This is a genomic window from Citrobacter sp. Cc139 (assembly GCF_030334645.1).
GTDB lineage: Bacteria > Pseudomonadota > Gammaproteobacteria > Enterobacterales > Enterobacteriaceae > Citrobacter > Citrobacter werkmanii.
The window spans coordinates 38,112-57,286 of sequence record NZ_JAOWDM010000084.1 but is presented as its reverse complement, the minus strand read 5'-3'; the positions used below and the strand labels follow the sequence as shown (position 1 = coordinate 57,286).

Below are 19,175 nucleotides of genomic sequence, written 5' to 3'. Positions count from 1 at the left end.
TTTGTAATTTATGGTCAAAAAATTGACAGCCGTCACTTTTTAAACATTTTGTGAAATTAAAATGATCCCATCTTGAAACGCCTAAGGAATGACCATGATTCGTATTGCTTGTGTAGGGATTGCCGTAATGGATCGCATCTATTACGTAGAGGGGTTACCGACTGAAGGGGGGAAATATGTGGCGAAGCGTTATACGGAAGTGGGCGGCGGGCCTGCGGCAACGGCCGCTGTGGCTGCAGCGAAACTGGGGGCGCAGGTGGATTTTATTGGCCGTGTGGGCGACGATGACACCGGAAATAGCCTGCTGGCGGAGCTGGAATCCCTGGGGGTGAATACCCGCTACACCCGACGCTACGTGGGGGCGCAATCCTCCCAATCGGCAATTCTGGTTGATGCACAAGGGGAACGAATTATCGTTAACTATCCCAGCCCAGATTTACTGCATGACGCTGACTGGCTCAATGAGATCGATTTTTCCCAGTGGGATGTGGTGTTGGCGGATGTTCGCTGGCACGAGGGGACTAAACAGGCGTTCACACTGGCACGCCGGGCGGGAGTCATGACGGTATTGGATGGCGATGTAACGCCGCAGGATATCCGTGAGCTGGTGACGTTAAGCGATCATGCTGCGTTCTCTGAACCAGGTCTGGCGCGTATGACCGGGATAAACGATCCACTGGTAGGACTGAAAAAAGCAAAAACGCTCACAAATGGACATGTCTATGTGACAAGGGGCAGTGACGGTTGCGACTGGATAGAAAATAATACTTTGCAGCATCAATCAGGTTTTACCGTTGACGTTGTTGACACCACCGGGGCCGGAGATGTTTTTCACGGTGCGCTCGCATTCAGTCTGGCCAACGGAAATACTCCGGAAGACGCTGTCAGGTTCGCCAGTGGTGTTGCGGCGCTTAAATGCACGCGCCCGGGAGGACGAGCCGGAATCCCTGACTGTGATCAAACCCGATCTTTTCTGTCACTTTTTGTATAAAATGCCAGGGCAATGTTTTTTCGAGGAAATTTCATGAGTCTTACCGAACTGACCGGTAATCCGCGACACGATCAGCTACTGATGCTGATTAGCGAGCGCGGTTATATGAATATTGATGAGCTGGCCAGCCTGCTGGATGTGTCCACGCAGACCGTGCGTCGAGATATTCGTAAACTCAGCGAGCAGGGATTAATTACGCGTCATCATGGTGGCGCGGGCAGAGCCTCCAGCGTGGTGAATACGGCGTTCGAGCAGCGTGAAGTCTCGTGGACGGAAGAGAAAAAGGCCATCGCCGAAGCGGTGGCCGACTACATTCCTGATGGGTCAACGGTGTTTATTACTATTGGCACCACCGTTGAGCAGGTGGCGCGGGCGCTGTTAAACCATAATCATTTGCGCATTATCACCAACAGCCTGCGGGTGGCGCACATTCTGTATAACAATCCACGTTTTGAAGTTATGGTGCCAGGTGGAACGTTACGCCCGCATAACAGTGGCATTATCGGTCCTTCCGCCACGGCATTTGTCGCTGATTTTCGCGCTGATTACCTGGTAACCAGCGTGGGGGCGATCGAAAGCGATGGTGCGCTGCTGGAGTTTGATGTCAACGAGGCCAGCGTCGTGAAAACGATGATGGCCCATTCAAGGCATATTCTGCTGGCTGCGGATCATACGAAATACACGGCTTCTGCCGCGGTAGAGATTGGCAATGTGTCTCAGGTGACCGCGTTGTTTACCGATGAATACCCTGGTCCCGCATTGCATAATTTACTCCAGTCTCAGCAGGTGGAAATTGTGCAGGTGAGTCCGTCACAGGATGATGCTCAGGTCGGGTAATTCTCTCCAATGATGGCTCGATAAATTCGCAGCCATCATTCGCGCATAGTCAAACTTCTCCTTTCCCGCTACAGTTATTCATCCACGGCGAATAAGGAGAAGGGCATGCTCTATATCTTTGATTTGGGTAATGTGATTGTCGATATCGACTTCAATCGCGTGTTAGGCACATGGAGCGATCTGAGCCGTGTACCGCTAGCTTCGCTAAAGCAAAGTTTCAGTATGGGCGAGGCTTTTCACCAGCATGAGCGAGGTGAAATAACCGATGAAGCGTTTGCTGAGGCACTATGCCACGAGATGGCGCTGCCGCTAAGCTACGAGCAATTTTCCCACGGCTGGCAGGCGGTTTTTGTCGCGTTACGCCCAGAGGTTATCGATATCATGCACAAACTGCGTGAGCAGGGGCATCGGGTAGTCGTCTTGTCGAATACCAACCGTCTGCACACAACGTTTTGGCCGGATGAATACCCCGAGATCCGTCAGGCTGCTGACCATATTTATCTTTCCCAGGATCTGGGCATGCGTAAACCGGAAGCGCGGATTTACCAGCATGTCCTGCAGGCTGAAGGTTTTTCTGCGCACGATACGGTCTTTTTTGACGATAACGCCGATAATATTGAAGGGGCAAACCGGTTAGGTATTACCAGTATCCAGGTCATCGATAAAGCGACCATTCCAGACTATTTCGCGAAGTTGTTATGCTAAAAAATGTTCAGCAACAAGCCAGGCATCATACGCGGCCCGTACGCGCCTGGCTGAAGCTGCTATGGCAGCGCATTGATGAGGACAATATGACGACGTTGGCAGGAAATCTTGCCTACGTTTCATTGCTTTCATTAGTACCGCTTATTGCCGTCGTTTTTGCGCTTTTCGCCGCATTTCCGATGTTTTCCGACGTCAGTATTCAGTTACGCCATTTTATTTTTGCGAACTTTATCCCGGCGACGGGAGACGTCATCCAACGTTATATCGAACAGTTTGTCGCCAACTCGAGCAAAATGACCGCCGTCGGGGCATGTGGGCTGATTGTGACGGCGTTATTACTGATGTATTCCATTGATAATGCGCTGAATACTATCTGGCGTAGTAAGCGCACTCGGCCCAAAGTTTACTCTTTTGCCGTTTACTGGATGATTTTAACGCTGGGACCTCTACTGGCGGGGGCCAGCCTGGCGATCAGCTCTTATCTGTTGTCATTGCGCTGGGCCAGCGATCTCAACACGGTGATTGATAACATTCTGCGTATTTTCCCGCTGGTGCTTTCCTGGCTTTCATTCTGGCTGCTTTATAGCATCGTACCGACCACGCGCGTACCTAACAGGGATGCGGTTATTGGCGCCTTTGTAGCCGCCGTATTGTTCGAGGCCGGAAAGAAAGGATTTGCGCTCTATATCACGATGTTCCCGTCTTATCAGCTCATTTACGGTGTTCTTGCGGTGATCCCCATTTTATTTGTCTGGGTGTACTGGACGTGGTGTATCGTCTTGCTAGGCGCGGAAATAACTGTCACTCTCGGGGAATACCGCAAACTTAAACAAGCCGCAGAACAAGAAGAAGCAGAGCAACCATGATTGCATTAATTCAGCGCGTAACCCGTGCCAGCGTCACCGTGGAGGGCGAGGTGACGGGTGAAATTGGCCCAGGACTTTTGGTCCTGTTAGGTGTCGAAAGGGATGATGACGAACAAAAAGCGAACCGCCTGTGCGAACGCGTACTCGGCTATCGAATCTTTAGCGATGCCGAAGGCAAAATGAACCTGAATGTGCAGCAGTCAGGCGGCAGCGTGCTGGTGGTCTCGCAATTTACGTTGGCGGCAGATACTGAGCGCGGTATGCGCCCGGGTTTTTCAAAAGGCGCCGCGCCCGATCGGGCAGAAGCGCTGTATGAGTACTTTGTTGAGCGTTGCCGCCAACAGGAAATGAATACGCAAACCGGTCGATTCGCTGCGGATATGCAGGTTTCGCTGGTTAATGATGGCCCCGTGACGTTCTGGTTACAAGTATGAACCAGCTACCGGTGTGGCCGCGGGCAACAAGAGAGAGTACAGCTATGTATCACCTTCGAGTACCGCAAACAGAAGAAGAGTTGGAGCGTTACTACCAGTTTCGCTGGGAGATGCTGCGTAAACCGTTGCACCAGCCAAAAGGCTCCGAACGGGATGCCTGGGACGCAATGGCGCATCACCAGATGGTGGTGGACGAAGAGGGGAATCTGGTCGCGGTAGGACGTCTGTATATCAATGCGGATAACGAAGCCTCTATACGCTTTATGGCCGTTGACCCTTCCGTGCAGGAGAAAGGACTGGGTACGCTGATGGCGATGACCCTGGAATCTGTAGCGCGTCAGGAAGGGGTAAAGCGCGTAACCTGTAGCGCCCGTGAAGATGCGGTCGAATTTTTCGCCAAACTGGGGTTTGTGAGCCAGGGAGAGATCACCACACCGCAAACCACGCCGGTGCGCCACTTTTTGATGATTAAGCCCATCGCTACACTGGACGATATTCTCCATCGCGGCGACTGGTGCGGACAGTTACAGCAAGCCTGGTACGAACATATTCCCTTGAGTGAGAAAATGGGCGTGCGTATTCAACAGTATACCGGGCAGAAATTTATTACGACGATGCCCGAGACGGGGAATCAGAATCCGCACCATACTCTGTTTGCCGGGAGCCTGTTTTCTCTGGCCACGTTAACGGGGTGGGGGCTGATCTGGCTGATGCTGCGTGAACGTCATCTGGGGGGAACCATTATCCTTGCTGATGCACATATCCGCTACAGCAGGCCGATCACCGGGAAACCTACCGCCATCGCCGACCTGGGCTCGCTGAGTGGCGATCTCGACCGTCTGGCGAGAGGGCGTAAGGCGCGTGTGAAGATGCAGGTCGAGGTATTTGGCGATGACTCGCCAGGCGTCGTGTTTGAAGGCACGTATATTGTCCTACCCGCGAAACCGTTTGGCGCGTATGAAGAGGGCGGGAATGAGGAAGAGTAGCTCCTCTAGCTGAAATGTAATATTGGGTTCATTTGCTGATGTAAAATGCGGATTATGAGAATGCCATAATCCGCATTTTGATAAAAAATCGCATGTTGTCGATGATTGTATTGACGGGTACCTTCCTTAATCTCAGAACGGTTGCGCCCCATCAAAGCGTTTTTCTCTAACAGTAAAAAAAGCTGTTCCATCTCAGTAGTGTATTTATCTGCCTGTTAATAACCGAATTTTCTCCAGGTGTATTCATAGATAGATTCAAAGTCTTCGACTGCCTGATTAGAGAGTTTATACATTCAGACTGCGCTTTTTCCTTTGCGCGACCTCCTGTAGAGTCAGGTCGCTTGTGCCGCTGTGTATCCCATCCTCCAGCGCGTCGCGTAATGCGCTATTTCGCAATTCTTGTTCCTCCAGTAAACGTAATGCCGAACGGACAACTTCGCTGGTGGAACCATAGCGCCCACTTTCAATCATTTCGTTAACAAAACGATCGAGATGCTCGCCAATTGTAATGCTGGTAGTTCTGGGCATAGGTTTGTCCTCTGTGTTATCTATTCACACAAGATAGCACCCGTGGACGAAAATATGAACAAACTTACTGACCAAGCCGCCAGGCCATATCCCGCATGGCGCTTCGTGCCGCCTGGCTCACGCCTCCGAGCTGGAAAAAGCCATGAATGACACCGAGATAGCGCTGGCAAGTGCATTCCACACCCTGTTCCTGGAACCGTTGATACAGGGCCTCGCCTTCATCGCGCAGTGGGTCGAATTCGGCAGTAATGATGTGCGTGGGTGGCAGACCGGTGAAGTCTTCACGCCAGAGCGGACTGGCTTCAGGATGCAGTGGATCGGTTTGCGGCATATACATCTCGTAGCCTGAAAGCAGCGTGTCACGCGTGATAATGTAATCCTGCCCGTTACGGGCGTAGCTCTCAAATCTGGCGGTGGCGTCCAGCATGGGATAGATCAGCATCAGCTGTGCAGGTTGCCATTGACGGGCGGCTTTCAGGCGTAGCGCGGTGACAAGCGCCAGATGCCCGCCCGCGCTGTCACCGGCAAGCGTAATGTTCGCGCGGTCTATCCCCAGTTTATGGGCATATTTCCAGATAGTATTGGCTCCGGCTTCGGCATCGTTATGGGCTGCCGGGAAGGTGTGCTCTGGCGCAAGGCGGTACTGCACCGCAATTACGCGACAGCCGCTGTAAAAAGCTAACTGCCTTAGCTGGTTATCGTGAGTAGCAAAACCACCGCTGACAAAGCAGCCGCCGTGATAATAGATAACACAGGGTAGCTTTCCCATGGTGTCCCGTGGCGAAACCACGCGAAACGTCATGGCATCGAGTTCAATATCTTCAACCTGGACGCGGGTTTCTGTTTCCCCTGCCAGCATCGTACTGGCGATGTAGCCTGCTCTCCGGTCATCAATATTCTGCTTACGAGAAGAGGGGCGCCCCACCGCGATAAATTCCTCCACTAACTGCGCAATCCCGCTTTCCAGTGTCATTTTTATTCCCTTTCTCTGTATGGATATACAGTGTTATAGCCTGGTTTGGTACGAATGGAAATGGGAAAAGTGGGCTGAGTACGATTCTGGAAAGCGGCTCGCAAAAGCAAAAATCGTTCTTGTGAACGCTGTTTTCCCGCTTTTTTCAGGTGTATGTTGTATGGAAATTAATCATCAATGATATACTGGAGGTATATATGAGTATGATGGCTGGGATGGATATGGGCAGAATTTTACTCGATTTATCAGACGACGTGATTAAACGACTTGATGATCTCAAGGTGCAACGCAACCTACCTCGTGCAGAACTCTTGCGGGAGGCCGTTGAGCAGTATCTGGAAAGACAGGAGCGGGCTGAAACCACAATTTCGAAAGCATTGGGGCTCTGGCAAGGCTGTGAGGAAGATGGCGTTGAATACCAACGTAAACTTCGTGAGGAATGGTAATGGTCAAAGGGTCTGCGCTTTTTGATACCAATATCCTCATCGACCTGTTTAGCGGGCGAAGTGAAGCAAAACTGGCGATAGAAACATGGCCGCCACAGAACGCAATCAGTCTCATTACCTGGATGGAGGTGATGGTAGGCGCAAAAAAATACCATCAGGAGGCCCGTACTCGCATTGCGCTAGGCGCTTTTAACATTATTGGTGTTTCAAAGGATATTGCTGAGCGAAGCGTGAATATCAGGCAAGAATACGGGATGAAATTGCCGGATGCCATTATCCTGGCTACTGCGCAGATTCATCATCTGACACTGGTTACGCGTAATACCAAAGATTTTGCACGCATATCCGGTGTGGTCACACCGTATACGTTATAGTCCGGGCGACCAGCGTCGCCCGGCAGTACTGGGGTTTTACTCCCCTTCACCCGGGAATAAGAACGGGTTGATGGAGCTGCGGGCAAAGCCTTCTTGCTCCATGTGGGCGTCCAGCATCAGTGACGCGAGGTCGTCGGCCACGGCCTCGACTTTCGGGTCTTTTTCCTGGTAGAGAATCTTCAGGTAAGTCCCGCAGTCGCCGCAGCTTTCCGCTTTAATTGCCGCCTGCTCGTTATCCAGCGACCAGTAGTTCAAATCGCGGCTCTGTTCGCAGTTGCTGCACTTCACGCGCACCACGTGCCATTCGGTTTCGCACAGGTTGCAGTGCAAATAACGTAGTCCCTGCGTTGTGCCGATTTGCACCACGCTGGAGACCGGCATCGAACCGCATACCGGACAGAACTGGCGTTGTTCGCCGTACTCAGCGCGCGCTTTGCCGGGGATCAGGCTTGCCATCTGTGCCCAGTAGAGCGACAGCGCAGCCCAAATAAACGGGGCTTTGTCGCTGCTGACGGAGGCAAAATCTGAGGCAAACAGCGCGCTGGCCATCAGCTCCAGTTCCTGCTCAGAGGCTTTTTCCAGATTCTCAATTACGGCCAGTGCAGGGCCGCTCATCTCCGGCTTCAGCTCAGCAATTAGCGATTGCAGCAGTTTTTGCCAATGTTTGTCGCGTGGCAGGACGTGGATATCCAGCGGCGGCTTGCCCTGATCGTTCGCTTCTTTGATACGAGCGGTCAGATCCATCTGCAGCGGATGATCGTACAGCACCACTTCTTGTGCGTGGGCGATCAGCGCGGCAAAGCGCAGATAATCGCCCAGCGGGTTGTTTTCGGCCAGCTCGCGCAGACGTTCAGCACGGCGGTTATACAAATTTTTGAGTCTGGGGAACAATAACGGCGGAATCATATCCGCCGTGCGTTTCTCGCTCGAACCCAGCTCATCTTGCGGGATTATGCGAATACTCATTCAGATGATTTTTCCTGTTTCTGGCGGACTTCACGGTACCAGCGTGGATGATGTTTCTTCGCCCACGATTTAGTAACCCATCCCTCCACCATCGCGGTAATGGTGCCTTTCACCCAAAGGGCGGCGTAAATGTGCACCATGATAACCACAATTAACGCTACTGCGGCAAATGAATGCAGCATTAACGCGAATCGGATCACCGGGATTGAGAAAGCAGGCGCAAAATACGGACGCCAGATGATCACTCCGCTCACCAGTAACAGCACCAGGAAGATAATCGCCGCCCAGAATACGCATTTCTGGCCGAAGTTATAACGTCCCGTGTCACCTACTTCCTCGTTGACGACAATCTTACGAATATTCTTCGCCCAAAAGATATCATCCCGATTGATTAGATTGTGGTGCCAGTAACGGAAAAACATGATGATAAACGAGGCAAACATGATCACGCCGACAAACGGGTGCACAATTCGCGCCAGTTGCGGCGTGCCCATGATGTGCATCAGCCAGTTAAAAGACGGGAAGAGAAAACCCATCCCGCTCACTGCCGCCAGAATAAAGCAGAAGGCGGTTACCCAGTGGTTGATGCGTTCCGGCGCCGTGTAGCGCACGATGGTGTCACGTCGTTTCATTTGCGCACCTCGTCTTTCTCTTCATGCAGATTGTCTTCTTCCTCTTCCGCACGGTTTGGACCCACACCGACGTAGTGGAAGATACTGGCCGCAAACGTCGCTGCGAAGCCGACCGCTGCCAACGGTTTCCAGATGCCTTTCCAGAACTTCACGGTGGCGCTGATTTCCGGGTTCTCCGGCAGACCGTGGTACAGATTCGGCTTGTCGGCATGGTGCAATACGTACATTACGTGCGTACCGCCAACGCCTGCCGGATCGTACAGACCCGCGTTATCGTAACCACGCGTTTTCAGTTCCGCCACGCGCTCACCGGCCAGCGTTTTCATCGACTCTTTGGTGCCGAAATGAATCGCCCCGGTTGGGCAAGTTTTCACGCAGGCCGGTTCTTGCCCGACCACCACACGGTCGACGCACAGCGTACATTTGTAGACGCGGTTGTCTTCCGGGTTGAGGCGCGGCACATCGAACGGACAGCCAGCAATGCAGTAGCCGCAGCCGATGCACTGCTCGGACTGGAAGTCGACGATGCCGTTGGCATACTGAATGATTGCGCCTTCAGCCGGGCATGCCTTCAGGCAGCCTGGATCGGCGCAGTGCATACAGCCATCCTTGCGGATCAGCCACTCAAGTTTGTCGTTCTGTTCCACTTCCGAGAAGCGCATCACCGTCCAGGATTTGGCGGTCAAATCAGCCGGGTTATCGTACACCCCAACGTTGTTGCCCACTTCATCACGGATGTCGTTCCACTCGGAACACGCAACCTGACAGGCTTTACAGCCGATACAGGTCGTGACGTCGATAAGTTTCGCCACCTCTTCCTGGTGATCCCGCGCCTGAGGCGCGGGGGTGAAACCGTTAGTGGCGGATCGACGAATGATGTCTTGCGATTGATAAGCCATAGGTCGTCTCCGTTACACCTTTTCCACGTTCACGAGGAAGGACTTAAATTCCGGCGTCTGCGTGTTCGCATCACCGACGAATGGCGTTAACGTGTTAGCGATAAAGCCTTTTTTCGCCACACCTTCGTAGCCCCAGTGAATCGGAATACCGATGGTATCGATATCCTTACCGTTGGCCTGTAGCGTACGAATACGTTTGGTCACCACTGCTTTGGCCTTGATGTAGCCGCGGTTAGAGGAAACTTTAACGGTATCGCCATGGGAGATGCCGAGCTTATTCGCCAGCTTCTCGCCAATTTCCACAAACTGCTCCGGCTGGGCGATGGCGTTCAGCAACGCATGCTTGGTCCAGTAGTGGAAGTGCTCGGTCAGACGATAGGTTGTACCGACATACGGGAACTTATCCGCTTTACCCAGCGCTTCCGCGTCACCTTTAAAGATACGCGCGGCAGGGTTAGAGATAACGTTCGGGTGCAGCGGGTTAGTGCCGAGCGGCGTTTCAAACGGCTCGTAGTGTTCCGGGAACGGTCCTTCCGCCATCTTATCAATAGCAAACAGGCGTCCCATCCCTTCCGGCTGCATGATGAACGGCCCGACGTCAGTACCCGGTGCGGCGGCGCTATAGTCTGGAATATCCATCCCGCTCCATTTCGCGCCATCCCATTTCAGGATCTGACGTTTTGGATCCCACGGATTCCCCTGCGGGTCTGCGGAAGCACGGTTATAAAGAATGCGGCGGTTAAGCGGCCATGCCCAGGCCCAACCCAGCGTATTGCCAAGGCCCGACGGGTCGGCGTTATCGCGTCGCGCCATCATATTACCTTCCGGCGTCCAGCTACCGGCAAAAATCCAGCAGCCGCTGGAGGTCGTGCCGTCATCGCGCAGTTGGGCGAACGAGCTGAGCTGTTGGCCTTTCTTGACGATTACCGCGCCGGTTGCCGGGTCGATAATATCAGCCAGCGCTTTCCCGTTGCTCTCCATCGCCACTTCTTCCGAAGCCGGTTCATGCGGTGTAGAGTAGTTCCAGGTCATGCTCAGCACCTGTTCCGGGTTCGCGCCACCTTGTTCGGCATACATCTTGCGCAGACGCAGGAAGATACCGGCGAGGATTTCGCCATCGGTTGCGGCAATCCCTGGGGCATCCGCGCCTTTCCAGTGCCACTGCAGCCAGCGACCAGAGTTGACGATCGAACCGTTCTCTTCGGCAAAGCAGGTGGACGGCAGACGGAATACTTCGGTCTGGATTTTCGACGGATCAACATCGTTCGACTCACCATGGTTCTGCCAGAAGGTGGAGGTTTCGGTGTTGAGCGGGTCGATAGTGATCAGATACTTCAGTTTGGACAGTGAAGCCACGACCTTGTTTTTGTTCGGGAATGAGGCGACCGGGTTAAAGCCCTGGCAGATATAGCCATTCACTTTGCCCTGGTTCATCATCTCGAAGTACTGCAGGACGTCGTACCCTTTATCCCACTTCGGCAGCCAGTCGAAGCCCCAGCTGTTTTCCGCTGTCGCTTTATCGCCAAAGAAGGCTTTCATCATCGAAACGAAGAATTTCGGGTAATTGCCCCAATAGTTTACCTGGCCTTCCAGCAGCGGTTTTGGCGTGTTGGCGGCAAGGTAGGTTTGCAGGTCGGTCTGTTTTTCGCTTGGCAGCGTCAGATAACCCGGCAGACTCTGTGACAGCAGACCAAGGTCGGTCAGTCCCTGAATGTTGGAGTGACCACGCAGGGCGTTAACGCCGCCGCCGGCCATGCCCATGTTGCCGAGGAGCAACTGGATCATCGCCATCGTACGGATGTTTTGCGCACCCACGGAGTGTTGCGTCCAGCCCAGCGCGTACAGGAACGATGCGGTTTTGTCTTTGGCGCTGGTTTCTGCGATGTATTCACAGACCTTCAGGAAATCGGCCTTCGGCGTACCGCAGATATTCTCTACGACCTCCGGCGTATAGCGGGAGACGTGCTGTTTGAGCAGGTTCCATACACAGCGCGGATGTTGCAGAGTCACATCGCGTTTGGCGAAGCCGTTTTCATCCAGCTCATAGTTCCAACTGGTTTTGTCATACTTGCGTTTGTCCGCGTCGTAGCCGGTAAACAGGCCATCTTCGAAGCCATAATCCTCACGCACGATCAGGCTGGCGTTGGTATAGGCCTCGGTATATTCGCGGTTGAATTTTTCGTTATTCAGCAGGTACAGCATGACGCCTGACAGGAAGGCAATGTCAGTACCGGAACGAATGGGGGCATAGAAATCAGCCACCGCTGCGGTGCGCGTAAAGCGAGGATCAATGACAATCAGCTTGGCGCCGTTGTGAATTTTCGCTTCCATCGCCCAGCGGAACCCGACCGGGTGAGCTTCAGCGGCGTTACCGCCCATCACCACAACGAGGTTGGCGTTTTTAATGTCGACCCAGTGGTTGGTCATCGCACCGCGACCAAATGTTGGAGCAAGACTTGCTACCGTTGGTCCGTGTCAGACACGCGCCTGGTTGTCGACCGCGAGCATACCCAGCGCGCGGGAGAATTTTTGCGTCAAATAGCCGGTTTCGTTACTGGAAGCGGATGCACACAGCATCCCGGTGGAAAGCCAGCGGTTAACGGTTACGCCTTCGGCGTTTTGTGCAACGTAGTTAGCGTCGCGGTCTTCTTTCATCAGCTTAGCGATGCGGTCGAATGCCTCATCCCAGCTAATTTGCTGCCACTTATCTGAGCCTGGTGCGCGGTATTCCGGGAATTTCAAACGGCTTTCAGAGTGGATGAAGTCCACAAGACCTGCGCCTTTCGGGCACAGCGCGCCGCGGTTCACCGGGTGATCCGGGTCCCCTTCAATATGGAAGATGGATGCTTTGGCGTTTTTTGCTCCGTCACCGAGGCTGTACATTAACAGCCCACAGCCAACGGAACAGTAGGTGCAGGTGTTACGGGTTTCGCGGGTGCGCAGCAGTTTATATTGCCGTGTTTCCGCTAGCGCTACACCGGGTGCAAAGCCCAGTGCCGCAGCCGTGGTGCCTGCCATACCGCCAGCGCAGATCTTAAAGAACTGCCTTCTGCTGACCTGCATGGTTTGCTCCTTGTTTCGACATTGTCACATTCCCTTCGCATTTCTGCCATGCCAACGCGTGGGAAGTGGTTGTTATTTTTCTTTGCGGACGGGACCGCAAAGGTCCAGAATTGGGTGAATTTCCCTCCGTCCAGGAGGGATTTGTAAAGAATACCACAATGTTGGTATGCGTGTTCCAATATGGTTAAAAGAAAGTGAATAAGATTATTCAAGAAAACATTAAGAATGTGACATCTCCGACAGGATCGCGCCAATTGATGCTCTGGAAGCGCGAGGATTTGCAACATCCTCAGCCTGATGAGGTCGCTGAAGAAGTGCCTGTTGCGCTGGTCTATAACGGAATTTCACATGTGGTGATGATGGCGTCACCGAAAGATCTTGAGCATTTCGCGATGGGTTTTTCACTTTCTGAAGGCATTATTGAGTCCCCGCAAGATATTTACGGGATGGACGTGGTTCCTTCCTGCAACGGATTAGAAGTTCAGATTGAGCTATCCAGCCGCCGTTTTATGGGGTTGAAGGAGCGTCGTCGCGCACTGGCTGGTCGCACCGGCTGCGGTGTGTGTGGCGTGGAGCAGCTCAATGACATCGGCAAACCGGTCCAGCCTCTGGCATTTACCCAGACATTTGATCTGGCGCTCCTCGATAACGCCTTAAGGCATCTCCATGATTACCAGCCCGTGGGGCAACTGACCGGCTGTACGCACGCGGCGGCATGGGTACAGCTTTCAGGTCATCTGGCAGGTGGACATGAAGACGTTGGGCGTCATGTCGCGCTGGATAAACTGCTGGGGCGTCGGGCGCTCGAAGGGGAAACCTGGCAACAGGGCGCGGTATTAGTTTCCAGCCGCGCCAGCTACGAGATGGTGCAGAAGTCGGCAATGTGCGGCGTGGAGATTTTGTTTGCCGTTTCTGCGGCGACAACGCTTGCTGTGGAAGTTGCCGAACGCTGTAACCTGACGCTGGTAGGTTTTTGTAAACCGGGCAGGGCGACGATCTATACGCATCCGGAGCGTCTGATCGCGAAGTGACGCCACCAGGCGGCCAGGATACTGCCTGAAAATGCCAGTTCCATTATTACGGCAACGGGCGAGCCGACAATCACATTGTTCAGTAGCCAACACAGACTGCCGCACAATGTGTATCCGCGTAGTTTCCCACTGCGTTTTTGAAACGACGCAAAGGTCATCAGCAGGCTTCCCATCAGCGGCAAAATGCTCGACAGGTTTTGCCAAAGATAAACGCTACACAGCAGCGACCCCAGCATAAATCCCCACATAGCCCAGCGGTGAAACGTGACGATGGCCGTCGCGTAGCGGCATGCGGCGATGCCCATTAACCCAGCCGCAGCATCTTGATCCAAAAGGGAGAAATGGATAGCGAGCAGGGAAGTGGAGGTGGTGAGCAGAGATAAGGTGATGGCCCGGCGTTGAAAATGAAAAGCGGAAATATCCAGCAAGAAGCTGATACCGGCCAGAATCTGAGAGAGAAGAAATGCGTTCATAATGTGCGCCAACCGTTGCAGAGTGGCGGGACAATACTCGACGCATTCACATAAGGCGTTAGCTTTTGTTAAGACGCTGGCGAATACGAGACAGGCTAACGGGATTAATACCGATATAGTTGGCGAGATCGCGCTGAGTGAGCTGCGACTCCCAGTCCGGGAAGTGTTTTTGTACATACCGGTAGCGCTGCTCTGGGGTATTGAGCAGCAGCATTTGCTCTTTTTTCTCTTTGTAGATCAATTGCTGAATCAGTAGCTGGGTCTTAATATCCTGATTTTCCGGCGCATCCAGCAAGGCCAAAGAAATTTCGCTGGTTTCTCCTGCGGTAATCATTTGCAGACTGTAATCAGCAGGTGTTTTGGTCAGCCAGTTCAGGTACAGAAAGCAGTACTCCCCGGCAAAGTAGAACTCTTTAACCCGTTCTGAGCCATGTGGAGAGTGGTAAACCGCGCGAGCAACGCCTTGATGCAGAACGTATATCTTGTTTTGAGGCTCACCCTGGCGATGCAACCAGGCACCCGCGGGTTGTCGCTTTTTTCGATGGCCTGGCAACAATGTTTGCTTGTGTTCAATTGACATTTTATCACTCAAATAATTTGAATAAGACAGGCAAATCCTTCCGCTTTTAGTTGTGTGATGAGATGGCTATTATTTATCACATCAAGGCACGGTGCCTTACTCAAACAACTAAGTTAAAGGGTTTATATCATGAAAAGCATCAAAACTTTTGTCGCAGTTATCGCTCTGGCTACTTCTTTCGGTTCATTCGCTGCTCAGACTGTTACCGCAACGGGTTCTACGCTGGAAAGTGCTGAAGCAAACATTGCCGCTCAGGCTGAACGTGCAGGCGCCAGCGATTATAAAATCACCCAGGCTTACACCGGTAACCGCGTGCACATGACCGCTGAACTGCTGAAATAAGATACCTCAGTACTGTAGAAAGAGCGCCTTTGAGGCGCTTTTTTAGTTTATGCCCGCCATCCTCAACAGCGCGGTCACCACAGCGGCGGCAACGATCACCACGATCAGCGGCATTTTGCGCCAGGCGAGAAAGACCGCGAAGCCAACCCCAAGAACACGCGCCATTCCAGCAAAGTGTTCACCTTCATAAAAGGTGGTTGCCAGCGCGACGGAAAACAGCAATACCGTTGCGGCATCAGAAAGCAGGGCCTGCGAGCGTTCCGAGAACGCTAAACGACTCCCCAGTTTTGCTCCGCCTAAACGCATTAAATACGTTCCCAGAGATAATATGGCGATACTAACGATAAACAGCGTCATGTTGCCCATTATTTTTTCCTCGTCAGTAAACCAAACAGTGAGAGCAGTACCGGCAGGCCCACCGGCGCGAAAGGTATAGATGCGAGCGACAGCGCGGCACCGCTACAGGCGCGGATCAGCGTGGTCCGATTTTTAAAGGCCGGAACCACTAACGCCAGCAAAATAGCCGGGAAAACGGCATCCAGACCGATGGTTTCCGGGGCCGGGAGCAGTTTGCCGACACCTGCGCCAATCAGCGTGCCAATTGGCCAGAAAATGGCGACGCCCAGGCCGCATAGCCAGTAGGCGGCTTTACGCTGTTCCGGCGTTTTTTGCGACAGGCCGAACACTACGCTTTCGTCGTTCATGATATGGCAGCCGAGGAAACTGGCGGCCCGGGAGCCCACCAGGTCACGCACCGTGACGCCAAACGGCACGTGCCGGGCGTTCACCAGTAAACCGGCAGCCGCCAGGGGGTTACCGCCGCTGGCGACGATGCCGATAAACATAAACTCGGACGCGCCGGCCAGTACCGTAATAGAAAGCACAAACGGTACCCACAGCGGGAAACCGTAAGCCATCGCCAGCGAGCCATATGACATGCCGACAACGCCGACGGCCAGACAGACGAGAAATATTGCTTTCAGCGTGTCGCCTTTGAGACAGGAAAAATAATGTTTCATACCATTTTAGCCATATCGAACGAATTTCCATTATAATGAACGCAACCCTTTAGCTTTACAAGTCGAACGATTTGTTCGATATAAAAAACATGGAGTCGTGAATGACCCAGCCCATCAGTATGATTGCGAAAAGCCTGGTGCGTGAACGTCAGCGCACCGGTTTGTCACTGGCAGAGATTGCCCGCCGCGCGGGGATTGCAAAATCGACGCTCTCACAGTTGGAAGCAGGAAATGGCAACCCTAGCCTGGAAACGCTGTGGTCGCTGTGTGTGGCGTTGGATATCCCTTTTGCGCGCCTGCTGGAGCCGCAAGAGCAAAAAACGCAGGTGATTCGCCGCGGCGAAGGGACAAAAGTGGTGGCGGAACAGGCCCACTACCAAGCTATTTTACTGGCCGCCTGCCCACCGGGCGCGCGGCGGGATATCTATTTGCTGCTGACGCAGCCGGGCGCGGATCGTATTTCACAGCCGCATCCACCGGGATCGGTTGAACATATTATCGTGACGCAAGGTAAGGCGATGGTGGGATTGACGGAAGCGCCGGAGGAGTTAAGCGAGGGCGACTACATTTGTTACCCCGCCGATCGGGCGCATATCTTTAAAGCGCTGGAGCCGGATACTCAGGCGATTCTGGTTTCTGAGCAGAACTAGACCCAATAATATTCTGCGCATAGGCAGTCTATGCGCTGGATATTTTATATATTTACCAAACATATAATTTATTCTTTTTTATCTATTCCTCTCACTTCTTTCTTTTCACGTTTTGTGATTTTTGTTTACTTTTGTTTTACCTGGAAACATGAGATTGATATCACTCTTCCACTCCCTGGTGGCTCGTATACTGAAATGGTGATTTCGGAGTTAATTATGTTTCTCGAAGAGCGCAGAAAGCATATTCTGCAATATATAAATGAGCATGAAAAAGGGTTTGTTAATTATTTCTCTACTTATTTTAATGTAACAAAAGAAACGATTCGTAGTGATTTGAATATCTTGGCAAGAATGGGGTTAGTGCAACGCTGCCATGGCGGGGCAATTATTTTACGTCGTAGTTTGCAAGCTGAACTTATTTCTGAAACCGGTGATAGTTTTGAGGTTTTGTTACAACCCATAAATCATCGTAAATCACAAAGTAATGGCCAGCAGAAAGGAAAATTTATGCAGGGTAAGGTATGTGTATTTGGCTCATTTAATGTCGATATTGTTGCTAAAGTCGAACGTTTTCCTCGCGGCGGCGAATCGCTAATGGCGCTGAATAGCAGTCTCGGACCCGGGGGGAAAGGCGCTAATCAGGCAACGGCAGCCAGCAAAGCAGGCGCAGAAGTACATTTTGTTGCTAAAGTCGGAAAAGATCAATTTAGTAACCTGGCTGCAGAACACTTAACTCGCTCAGAAATTCACTCTTACACGCTTTATCAATCAGAGAGTGAACCAACCGGTAATGCAATTATTTATGTATCGCAGGAAAATGGTGAAAACATGATTGCCATTTACTCTGGTGCGAACACGACTGTTACTCATAATGAAATTCAGGCCATCATTCCAGAATTATCTTCATCTGATGTTTTATTAGTTCAGCTAGAGAATAATTTTGATGCTACCCTCTCACTCATTAAGATTGCTCATAAATTGGGAAAGCGAGTGATTTTAAATCCGGCACCGTATTCTGCTGCGATTATTTCTGGAATTCCTTATGTCGATGTGATTACACCAAACGAAACAGAAGCATCCTTATTATCGGGTATTGATATCAAAGATCTTAATACTGCCAAAGAAGCCGCTTTGCGTATTGCTGAATTAGGCGCAAAAAAAGTATTGATTACAATGGGGGCTCGTGGCGCATTGCTGCTGGATAACCGTCAGTTTAGCCATATTCGCGCATTCCCAGCGGTCTCTGTTGATACTACTGGCGCTGGCGATGCCTTTAACGGAGCGTTAGCCGCCTCTCTTGCTGCAGGGAATAGTCTGGTTCAGGCCGCAACCTGGGCTTCTGCCTTTGCCTCTCTGGCTGTCGAGCTGGAAGGGGCATCCAATATGCCTGATTTTGAACAGGCAAACATACGACTCCGTAACCTCTGACTCAGGAAAATAAAATGAAAGCGATCAACGGTATTGTTCCAGTAATGCTGACCCCGTTCACGGCAGATGAAAAAATAGATTATCTGGCGTTGGCTAAATTAATCGACTGGTACCTCGAGAAAGGAGTCGATGCTCTTTTTGCCGTTTGCCAGTCGAGTGAGATGCAATTTCTTTCACTACAAGAACGCGTCGAGTTGGCTCGTTTTGTGGTACAGCGGGTTGATGGACGAATTCCGGTTATCGCCTCTGGTCATATTAGTGACGATATTGACGAGCAACAAGCTGAACTTCAGGCGATGGCGCAGACCGGTATTGATGCTTTGGTGCTGGTGACCAACCACCTCGATCCGCGTAATGAAGGTAGTGAAGTCTTTTACGCAACGCTGAACACGCTGTTGGAAACTCTACCTACCTCGTTACCGCTCGGTCTTTACGAGTGTCCAGCGCCGTACCGCCGTCTGCTGAGCGATGATGAATTTACCTGGTGTGCTAACAGCGGTCGCTTCGTTGTTTTGAAGGATGTGAGCTGCTGCCTGGCAACTGTTGAACGTCGCGTACGCCTGGCGCAGGGTACGCCACTCAACGTCATTAACGCCAACGCCGCGATTGCCTGGCCTGCTATTCTGGCGGGTTCGCAGGGTTTCAGTGGCGTGTTCACCAACTTTCATCCTGAACTGTACAGTTGGCTGTGGCGAGAAGGGAAAAACCAGCGTGCGTTAGCTGATGAACTGGCTATTTTCCTTTCTCTGGGAGCGGTGACCGAAACGCTGGGTTATCCGAAAAACGCCAAAATTTATCATCAGCGCTTGGGTACCTTTGACGGTATCACCTGCCGGGTTAACAAGGATGATGTGCTGGATAAGTTTTGGGGGTTGACGGTGATTCTCGACCAGATTCGAGTCGGAAGCGAACAATGGCGTCAGCGTATCGCAGGTTAAGCAGAGGATGCCAA

At 52.2% G+C, this 19,175-nt stretch carries 23 protein-coding genes and 1 pseudogene; 13 read left to right on the top strand and 11 right to left on the bottom strand.

The features are described 5' to 3' along the window. The first annotated feature begins 94 nt into the window (after positions 1 to 94). The 6 genes from OGV69_RS15345 to fabY all read left to right on the top strand — a co-directional run bounded on the left by OGV69_RS15345 (position 95) and on the right by fabY (position 4,819). Positions 95 to 991 carry a sugar kinase gene (locus OGV69_RS15345; RefSeq protein ID WP_069324891.1) on the top strand — a complete coding sequence of 299 codons (897 nt, stop codon included), beginning with the start codon at positions 95 to 97 and terminating at the stop codon, positions 989 to 991. A 33-nt stretch (positions 992 to 1,024) separates the two neighbouring features. Next, positions 1,025 to 1,828, top strand: coding sequence for a DeoR/GlpR family DNA-binding transcription regulator (locus OGV69_RS15340; RefSeq protein WP_038635877.1), 804 nt, complete (start codon positions 1,025 to 1,027; stop codon positions 1,826 to 1,828). 105 nt (positions 1,829 to 1,933) lie between these two features. Further along, complete coding sequence (gene yihX / locus OGV69_RS15335; RefSeq protein ID WP_069324890.1) at positions 1,934 to 2,533, top strand: glucose-1-phosphatase; 600 nt, start codon at positions 1,934 to 1,936, stop codon at positions 2,531 to 2,533. Next, positions 2,527 to 3,399 (top strand): virulence factor BrkB family protein, encoded by an 873-nt coding sequence (locus OGV69_RS15330; protein WP_069324889.1) that lies wholly within the window; start codon positions 2,527 to 2,529, stop codon positions 3,397 to 3,399. The genes yihX and OGV69_RS15330 overlap by 7 nt, the downstream gene beginning before the upstream one ends. Continuing rightward, positions 3,396 to 3,833: a D-aminoacyl-tRNA deacylase gene (gene dtd, locus OGV69_RS15325; protein WP_003825289.1), complete on the top strand. Its 438-nt coding sequence runs from the start codon at positions 3,396 to 3,398 to the stop codon at positions 3,831 to 3,833. Before OGV69_RS15330 ends, dtd begins: the two co-directional genes overlap by 4 nt. A gap of 44 nt (positions 3,834 to 3,877) precedes the next feature. Continuing rightward, complete coding sequence (gene fabY / locus OGV69_RS15320) at positions 3,878 to 4,819, top strand: fatty acid biosynthesis protein FabY (RefSeq protein ID WP_032940213.1); 942 nt, start codon at positions 3,878 to 3,880, stop codon at positions 4,817 to 4,819. Between the two features lie 5 nt (positions 4,820 to 4,824). Here fabY and OGV69_RS15315 read toward each other — a convergent pair. From OGV69_RS15315 to OGV69_RS15305, 3 genes and pseudogenes are all read right to left on the bottom strand, one after another. Beyond that, a pseudogene (locus OGV69_RS15315) lies at positions 4,825 to 5,112 on the bottom strand (type II toxin-antitoxin system RelE/ParE family toxin). Further along, positions 5,105 to 5,347 (bottom strand): type II toxin-antitoxin system ParD family antitoxin, encoded by a 243-nt coding sequence (locus OGV69_RS15310; protein ID WP_069324888.1) that lies wholly within the window; start codon positions 5,345 to 5,347, stop codon positions 5,105 to 5,107. The pseudogene OGV69_RS15315 and the gene OGV69_RS15310 overlap by 8 nt, the downstream one beginning before the upstream one ends. A gap of 64 nt (positions 5,348 to 5,411) precedes the next feature. Further along, entirely contained in the window at positions 5,412 to 6,320 is a 909-nt protein-coding gene (locus OGV69_RS15305; RefSeq protein WP_069324887.1) for an alpha/beta hydrolase, read from the bottom strand. A 203-nt stretch (positions 6,321 to 6,523) separates the two neighbouring features. Here OGV69_RS15305 and OGV69_RS15300 point away from each other — a divergent pair, with 203 nt between their 5' ends. Continuing rightward, positions 6,524 to 6,766, top strand: a complete 243-nt coding sequence (locus tag OGV69_RS15300) for a ribbon-helix-helix domain-containing protein (RefSeq protein ID WP_176722618.1) — start codon at positions 6,524 to 6,526, stop codon at positions 6,764 to 6,766. Then, positions 6,766 to 7,140, top strand: a complete 375-nt coding sequence (locus tag OGV69_RS15295) for a type II toxin-antitoxin system VapC family toxin (protein ID WP_069324885.1) — start codon at positions 6,766 to 6,768, stop codon at positions 7,138 to 7,140. The genes OGV69_RS15300 and OGV69_RS15295 overlap by 1 nt, the downstream gene beginning before the upstream one ends. Positions 7,141 to 7,176: 36 nt before the next feature. On the opposite strand, the gene fdhE is transcribed toward OGV69_RS15295, so the two are convergent. Genes fdhE through fdnG form a run of 4 tightly spaced genes read right to left on the bottom strand, consistent with a single transcriptional unit; the run spans position 7,177 to position 12,700 of the window. Further along, complete coding sequence (gene fdhE / locus OGV69_RS15290; RefSeq protein ID WP_006686145.1) at positions 7,177 to 8,106, bottom strand: formate dehydrogenase accessory protein FdhE; 930 nt, start codon at positions 8,104 to 8,106, stop codon at positions 7,177 to 7,179. Beyond that, the gene (gene fdoI, locus OGV69_RS15285) at positions 8,103 to 8,738 is read right to left on the bottom strand and encodes a formate dehydrogenase cytochrome b556 subunit (RefSeq protein WP_038635897.1); all 636 of its coding nucleotides are present in this window, start codon (positions 8,736 to 8,738) and stop codon (positions 8,103 to 8,105) included. The genes fdhE and fdoI overlap by 4 nt, the downstream gene beginning before the upstream one ends. After that, positions 8,735 to 9,637 (bottom strand): formate dehydrogenase O subunit beta, encoded by a 903-nt coding sequence (gene fdoH, locus OGV69_RS15280; RefSeq protein ID WP_042313505.1) that lies wholly within the window; start codon positions 9,635 to 9,637, stop codon positions 8,735 to 8,737. Before fdoH ends, fdoI begins: the two co-directional genes overlap by 4 nt. 12 nt (positions 9,638 to 9,649) lie before the next feature. Further along, positions 9,650 to 12,700 carry a formate dehydrogenase-N subunit alpha gene (fdnG, locus tag OGV69_RS15275; protein WP_137350704.1) on the bottom strand — a complete coding sequence of 1,017 codons (3,051 nt, stop codon included), beginning with the start codon at positions 12,698 to 12,700 and terminating at the stop codon, positions 9,650 to 9,652. Between the two features lie 194 nt (positions 12,701 to 12,894). Here fdnG and fdhD point away from each other — a divergent pair, with 194 nt between their 5' ends. Beyond that, positions 12,895 to 13,731, top strand: coding sequence for a formate dehydrogenase accessory sulfurtransferase FdhD (gene fdhD / locus OGV69_RS15270; protein ID WP_074458536.1), 837 nt, complete (start codon positions 12,895 to 12,897; stop codon positions 13,729 to 13,731). Here fdhD and OGV69_RS15265 read toward each other — a convergent pair. After that, the gene (locus OGV69_RS15265; protein WP_069324882.1) at positions 13,698 to 14,204 is read right to left on the bottom strand and encodes a YgjV family protein; all 507 of its coding nucleotides are present in this window, start codon (positions 14,202 to 14,204) and stop codon (positions 13,698 to 13,700) included. The genes fdhD and OGV69_RS15265 overlap by 34 nt on opposite strands. Positions 14,205 to 14,262: 58 nt before the next feature. Then, positions 14,263 to 14,784 (bottom strand): Crp/Fnr family transcriptional regulator, encoded by a 522-nt coding sequence (locus tag OGV69_RS15260; RefSeq protein WP_069324881.1) that lies wholly within the window; start codon positions 14,782 to 14,784, stop codon positions 14,263 to 14,265. A gap of 129 nt (positions 14,785 to 14,913) precedes the next feature. Here OGV69_RS15260 and OGV69_RS15255 point away from each other — a divergent pair, with 129 nt between their 5' ends. Next, positions 14,914 to 15,126: a YdgH/BhsA/McbA family protein gene (locus OGV69_RS15255; protein WP_042313485.1), complete on the top strand. Its 213-nt coding sequence runs from the start codon at positions 14,914 to 14,916 to the stop codon at positions 15,124 to 15,126. Between the two features lie 42 nt (positions 15,127 to 15,168). Here OGV69_RS15255 and OGV69_RS15250 read toward each other — a convergent pair whose 3' ends face one another. Then, positions 15,169 to 15,492, bottom strand: a complete 324-nt coding sequence (locus OGV69_RS15250; protein ID WP_069324880.1) for an AzlD domain-containing protein — start codon at positions 15,490 to 15,492, stop codon at positions 15,169 to 15,171. Further along, positions 15,492 to 16,145 carry an AzlC family ABC transporter permease gene (locus OGV69_RS15245; RefSeq protein WP_069324879.1) on the bottom strand — a complete coding sequence of 218 codons (654 nt, stop codon included), beginning with the start codon at positions 16,143 to 16,145 and terminating at the stop codon, positions 15,492 to 15,494. Before OGV69_RS15245 ends, OGV69_RS15250 begins: the two co-directional genes overlap by 1 nt. A gap of 101 nt (positions 16,146 to 16,246) precedes the next feature. On the opposite strand from OGV69_RS15245, the gene OGV69_RS15240 reads away from it, so the two are divergent. The 3 genes from OGV69_RS15240 (at position 16,247) to OGV69_RS15230 (ending at position 19,161) form a co-directional block, all read left to right on the top strand. Beyond that, positions 16,247 to 16,795 (top strand): helix-turn-helix domain-containing protein, encoded by a 549-nt coding sequence (locus OGV69_RS15240; RefSeq protein WP_038635914.1) that lies wholly within the window; start codon positions 16,247 to 16,249, stop codon positions 16,793 to 16,795. A 216-nt stretch (positions 16,796 to 17,011) separates the two neighbouring features. Next, positions 17,012 to 18,223: a PfkB family carbohydrate kinase gene (locus OGV69_RS15235; protein ID WP_069324905.1), complete on the top strand. Its 1,212-nt coding sequence runs from the start codon at positions 17,012 to 17,014 to the stop codon at positions 18,221 to 18,223. 14 nt (positions 18,224 to 18,237) lie between these two features. Next, positions 18,238 to 19,161 (top strand): dihydrodipicolinate synthase family protein, encoded by a 924-nt coding sequence (locus tag OGV69_RS15230; RefSeq protein ID WP_069324878.1) that lies wholly within the window; start codon positions 18,238 to 18,240, stop codon positions 19,159 to 19,161. Positions 19,162 to 19,175 lie beyond the last annotated feature (14 nt).

Bases quoted from the DNA above. Each gene is read 5' to 3' on its own strand.
- OGV69_RS15345 (WP_069324891.1), top strand. From the start codon at position 95: ATGATTCGTATTGCTTGTGTAGGGATTGCCGTAATGGATCGCATCTAT.
- OGV69_RS15340 (WP_038635877.1), top strand. From the start codon at position 1,025: ATGAGTCTTACCGAACTGACCGGTAATCCGCGACACGATCAGCTACTG.
- yihX (WP_069324890.1), top strand. From the start codon at position 1,934: ATGCTCTATATCTTTGATTTGGGTAATGTGATTGTCGATATCGACTTC.
- OGV69_RS15330 (WP_069324889.1), top strand. From the start codon at position 2,527: ATGCTAAAAAATGTTCAGCAACAAGCCAGGCATCATACGCGGCCCGTA.
- dtd (WP_003825289.1), top strand. From the start codon at position 3,396: ATGATTGCATTAATTCAGCGCGTAACCCGTGCCAGCGTCACCGTGGAG.
- fabY (WP_032940213.1), top strand. From the start codon at position 3,878: ATGTATCACCTTCGAGTACCGCAAACAGAAGAAGAGTTGGAGCGTTAC.
- OGV69_RS15310 (WP_069324888.1), bottom strand. From the start codon at position 5,347: ATGCCCAGAACTACCAGCATTACAATTGGCGAGCATCTCGATCGTTTT.
- OGV69_RS15305 (WP_069324887.1), bottom strand. From the start codon at position 6,320: ATGACACTGGAAAGCGGGATTGCGCAGTTAGTGGAGGAATTTATCGCG.
- OGV69_RS15300 (WP_176722618.1), top strand. From the start codon at position 6,524: ATGATGGCTGGGATGGATATGGGCAGAATTTTACTCGATTTATCAGAC.
- OGV69_RS15295 (WP_069324885.1), top strand. From the start codon at position 6,766: ATGGTCAAAGGGTCTGCGCTTTTTGATACCAATATCCTCATCGACCTG.
- fdhE (WP_006686145.1), bottom strand. From the start codon at position 8,106: ATGAGTATTCGCATAATCCCGCAAGATGAGCTGGGTTCGAGCGAGAAA.
- fdoI (WP_038635897.1), bottom strand. From the start codon at position 8,738: ATGAAACGACGTGACACCATCGTGCGCTACACGGCGCCGGAACGCATC.
- fdoH (WP_042313505.1), bottom strand. From the start codon at position 9,637: ATGGCTTATCAATCGCAAGACATCATTCGTCGATCCGCCACTAACGGT.
- OGV69_RS15265 (WP_069324882.1), bottom strand. From the start codon at position 14,204: ATGAACGCATTTCTTCTCTCTCAGATTCTGGCCGGTATCAGCTTCTTG.
- OGV69_RS15260 (WP_069324881.1), bottom strand. From the start codon at position 14,784: ATGTCAATTGAACACAAGCAAACATTGTTGCCAGGCCATCGAAAAAAG.
- OGV69_RS15255 (WP_042313485.1), top strand. From the start codon at position 14,914: ATGAAAAGCATCAAAACTTTTGTCGCAGTTATCGCTCTGGCTACTTCT.
- OGV69_RS15250 (WP_069324880.1), bottom strand. From the start codon at position 15,492: ATGGGCAACATGACGCTGTTTATCGTTAGTATCGCCATATTATCTCTG.
- OGV69_RS15245 (WP_069324879.1), bottom strand. From the start codon at position 16,145: ATGAAACATTATTTTTCCTGTCTCAAAGGCGACACGCTGAAAGCAATA.
- OGV69_RS15240 (WP_038635914.1), top strand. From the start codon at position 16,247: ATGACCCAGCCCATCAGTATGATTGCGAAAAGCCTGGTGCGTGAACGT.
- OGV69_RS15235 (WP_069324905.1), top strand. From the start codon at position 17,012: ATGTTTCTCGAAGAGCGCAGAAAGCATATTCTGCAATATATAAATGAG.
- OGV69_RS15230 (WP_069324878.1), top strand. From the start codon at position 18,238: ATGAAAGCGATCAACGGTATTGTTCCAGTAATGCTGACCCCGTTCACG.